Source organism: Bacillus pretiosus (genome assembly GCF_051294775.1).
Taxonomy (GTDB): domain Bacteria; phylum Bacillota; class Bacilli; order Bacillales; family Bacillaceae_G; genus Bacillus_A; species Bacillus_A wiedmannii.
On record NZ_JBPPHF010000256.1, the window covers coordinates 1 to 299 of the forward strand.

General features: G+C 46.2%; 1 protein-coding gene. It reads right to left on the minus strand.

Annotation, left to right across the window (positions count from 1 at the left end; all coding sequences use genetic code 11):
- Positions 1–299 (minus strand): 50S ribosomal protein L3 (rplC, locus tag ACSG5Z_RS30765; RefSeq protein WP_435712847.1); only part of this gene is annotated, 299 nt, incomplete at both ends.

The following is a 299-nucleotide window of genomic DNA, read 5'->3' on the forward strand; positions in this document are numbered from 1 at the left end:
GTAATAAGTTGCGCTCAGTGTCAACTTGAACGATTTCTAAGTTTTGGATAGTAACTTGGTCTCCACCCATACGTCCAGCAAGTTTTTTGCCTTTGAATACACGGTTCGGAGCATCTGGGCCCATTGAACCTGGACGACGGTGATAGCGAGAACCATGAGACATAGGTCCGCGAGACTGTCCGTGGCGTTTGATAACACCTTGGAAACCTTTACCTTTAGTAATTCCTGTTACGTCAACGATTTCACCTGCAGCGAAAACTTCAACTTTTACCTCTTGACCAACCTCTAATCCGTCCACG